The organism is Spirillospora sp. NPDC049652 (assembly GCF_040675125.1).
Classification (GTDB): Bacteria; Actinomycetota; Actinomycetes; order Streptosporangiales; family Streptosporangiaceae; genus Spirillospora.
Genome location: NZ_JBFAOF010000903.1, coordinates 1 through 2922, shown reverse-complemented (window position 1 = coordinate 2922; position 2922 = coordinate 1). Strand labels below are relative to the sequence as shown.

The following is a 2922-nucleotide window of genomic DNA, read 5'->3' as shown; positions in this document are numbered from 1 at the left end:
GAGCTGGACGTGGAGTTCTCCGCGACCCGGCTGCGCGAGCTCGCCAAGATGGACGGCGCGATCGTGATCGACGACGCGCGCGGCCGGATCGTCCGCGCCGCCGTGCACCTGGTGCCCGACTCCACCATCCCGACCGAGGAGTCCGGCACCCGGCACCGCACGGCCGAGCGCGTCGCGCGGCAGACCGGCCAGCCGGTGATCTCGGTGAGCCAGTCGATGAACATCATCGCGCTCTACCTGGACGGCGTCCGCTACGTCCTGGAGGACTCGGCGGCCATCCTGTCCAAGGCCAACCAGGCGCTCGCCACGCTCGAACGCTACAAGCTGCGGCTGGACGAGGTGTCCGGCACGCTGTCGGCGCTCGAGATCGAGGACCTGGTCACCGTCCGGGACGTGTCCGCGGTGGTGCAGCGGCTGGAGATGGTCCGCCGGATCGCCGACGAGATCGAGGGCTACGTCGTCGAGCTCGGCACCGACGGGCGGCTGCTGTCGCTCCAGCTGGACGAGCTGGTCTCGGGCGTGGACGTCGACCGCGAGCTGATCGTCCGCGACTACCCGTCCGCCGCGGCCCGCGTGGTCGGGGTCGGGACGGTGCTCGCGAACCTCGACGTGCTGTCGGCGAACGAGCTGCTCGACCTCACCACGGTCGCCGAGGTGATGGGCTTCGCCGGGCCGGACGCGCTCGACCTGCCGGTCTCCCCCAAGGGCTTCCGGCTGCTCGCGAAGGTGCCGCGGCTGCCGAGCCTGGTCGTGGAGCGGCTGGTCGAGCACTTCGGCGGCCTGCAGAAGCTGCTCGCCGCGTCCATCGACGACCTCCAGGCCGTGGGCGGCGTCGGCGAGTCCCGCGCCCGCAGCGTCCGCGAGGGGCTGTCCCGGCTCGCCGAGTCCTCGATCCTCGAACGCTACGTCTGAGCCGTCCTGGCCCGAGCCCCGGCTCGGGCCAGGACGCGGCGCGGCCGCGCGAACGGGCGGCCCGCGCGGCCGATCAGCCGGTCAGCGACCCGTGTCCCGGGCCTGTCGGCCAGCGATCGGGCCGAGGCGGCCGATCAGAAGTCGAGGCGCGGCGCGGACGCGGTGACGCGGGCGGTCACCGGGGTGACGGGCCAGAGCGCGGCGATCTCGTCGGCGAGCGTCGCGACCAGCTTCGGAACGTCCGAACCCGCCGTTCCGTGCAGGGCCTCGGCGACGATCAGCACCGAGCGGGTCGCCGGGCGGACGGCGGACCGGCCGCTCTGGCGGTTCGTCCAGCGGCGGGCGTGCGAGCGGCCGGCCTCGTCGGCGTAGACGACCTCCCCGGGCGCGGGGTTCTCGGTCTCCCCCCCGAACGTCTCGTACTCCTCCGTGCCGTCCGCCGGGCGCACGGTGAGCCCGCCGGTGACGGCCGCGAGGTCGAGCGCGGCGACCGGGATCGCGAACGCCGCCGAGACCGCGTTGCAGAGGTCCACCAGCGGATGGATCGCGGGCAGCGAGCCCTCTTTCCGGACGCGCCGCAGCAGCGCCTCCGACGCGCAGCGGTACTGCGTCGGCTTGAGGCCCATCGCGGCGAACGTCCGCCGCCAGGCCTTGATCTCGGGGAGTTCGGCCTCCTGGCCCGCGTCCGCGAGCCGGGCCAGGGCGGCGGCGGTGTGGTCGGCGACGCGGGCGCTCGCGTCGGCGTCGGGTGTGATGCCGTCCGCGACGACGACGGCCCCGGCGACGAGGTCCGGGTGGTCGGCCCAGAGGCGCGGCGAATGCTGGAAGTACATGGTCCCCCGTCCGGCGTGTCGGTCGTGGACCACCCTGCCGCCGCGGCGGTCCTCCGGACAGGGCCAAGCCCGCTTCGGTCCAGAGGACCAATCCGCGGACCGGACGTTCACGCCCGGCGGGCGGCGGCAGGCGTCAGCGCAGGTGGAAGACCTGTTTCTGGGGTTTGACCTTGGCGGCTCTCAGGACCGCGACGTAGGTGCCGGGCAGCGCCTTGTCCCGCCTGCCCGCACAGTCGGAGCCGGAGCGGCGGCGGTCCCAGGTCACCGTGGTCACGTAGGGGATGCCGCGGCGCAGCGTCCGCACGGACGACCCGGAGCCGCTGTCGCACGCGGACGCCGCCCACACCCGGTCGGAGCCGGAGGTGATGCGGACGTCCAGCTTGGCCGTCCCGACGTCGTAGCCGCAGGCGCGCTGCCCGGTGTTGACCACCGTGAGCCGGAACGACGGCCGCGCGCCGCGCGGGAACGTGTCGCCGTTGGAGGCCATGTTCACGACCACGTCGTGGGGGTCGCAGGCGTCGCCGTCCTTGCGGGCAGGCTTCGGCCGCGCGGGCGCCTTCGCCGTCTTGGTGACCGTGACCGTGGGGGTCGGGGTAGGCGCCTGGGAGGTCGCGGCCAGGGAGGGCACGGCCGCGCCGACCCCGGCCATGCTCTGCACGGGGGGTTTCTTCGCGCCGCCGTCTCCGCCGCCCCCGAACACGCCGCAGGACCACGCGGTCAGGCCGACCACGCCCAGCACACCGGCGAGCGCGAGTGCCCGCCGCCGCCAGTACTGGTCGAGGCCCCACTCTTCCTCTGGATCACGTTCGGTATCCGCGTCCATGCGGACAGTATGCATATGGGGATCGTCCGGGACGTGGCGACCCGCCGTGCCACAATGCACCTCGTCATGCTGAAGTTCACCGACCCGATCCTCGCCTGGTACGACGCCAACGCCCGCGACCTGCCGTGGCGGGCGCCCGAAGCGACTCCCTGGGGCGTCCTGGTCAGCGAGATCATGCTGCAGCAGACGCCGGTCGTCCGGGTGCTGCCGGTGTGGCACACCTGGCTGGAGCGCTGGCCGACGCCCGCCGCCCTCGCGGCCGAACCGTCCGGGGAGGCCGTGCGGGCCTGGGGGCGGCTCGGCTACCCCCGCCGCGCGCTGCGGCTGCACGCCGCGGCGGGCGCGATCGTCGAG

3 protein-coding genes and 1 pseudogene are annotated in these 2922 nt (G+C 74.2%); 2 read left to right on the top strand and 2 right to left on the bottom strand.

Annotated features, from left to right (window positions below; all coding sequences use genetic code 11):
• On the top strand, positions 1 to 912 hold a 912-nt coding region (disA, locus tag AB0J52_RS34630), incomplete at its 5' end, for a DNA integrity scanning diadenylate cyclase DisA (RefSeq protein ID WP_500187117.1).
• Positions 913 to 1046: 134 nt separating this feature from the next.
• Here disA and AB0J52_RS34625 read toward each other — a convergent pair.
• Positions 1047 to 1745 carry a B3/B4 domain-containing protein gene (locus AB0J52_RS34625; protein ID WP_500187116.1) on the bottom strand — a complete coding sequence of 233 codons (699 nt, stop codon included), beginning with the start codon at positions 1743 to 1745 and terminating at the stop codon, positions 1047 to 1049.
• Between the two features lie 133 nt (positions 1746 to 1878).
• Positions 1879 to 2568 (bottom strand): hypothetical protein, encoded by a 690-nt coding sequence (locus tag AB0J52_RS34620; RefSeq protein ID WP_500187115.1) that lies wholly within the window; start codon positions 2566 to 2568, stop codon positions 1879 to 1881.
• Positions 2569 to 2634: 66 nt separating this feature from the next.
• Between AB0J52_RS34620 and AB0J52_RS34615 the strand changes: the two are divergent.
• Positions 2635 to 2922 (top strand): annotated as a pseudogene (locus AB0J52_RS34615) (A/G-specific adenine glycosylase); the annotation flags it as partial.

What these genes read in the sequence shown, in the direction of transcription:
- AB0J52_RS34625 (WP_500187116.1), bottom strand. Translation starts at nt 1,745, where the DNA reads ATGTACTTCCAGCATTCGCCGCGCCTCTGGGCCGACCACCCGGACCTC.
- AB0J52_RS34620 (WP_500187115.1), bottom strand. Translation starts at nt 2,568, where the DNA reads ATGGACGCGGATACCGAACGTGATCCAGAGGAAGAGTGGGGCCTCGAC.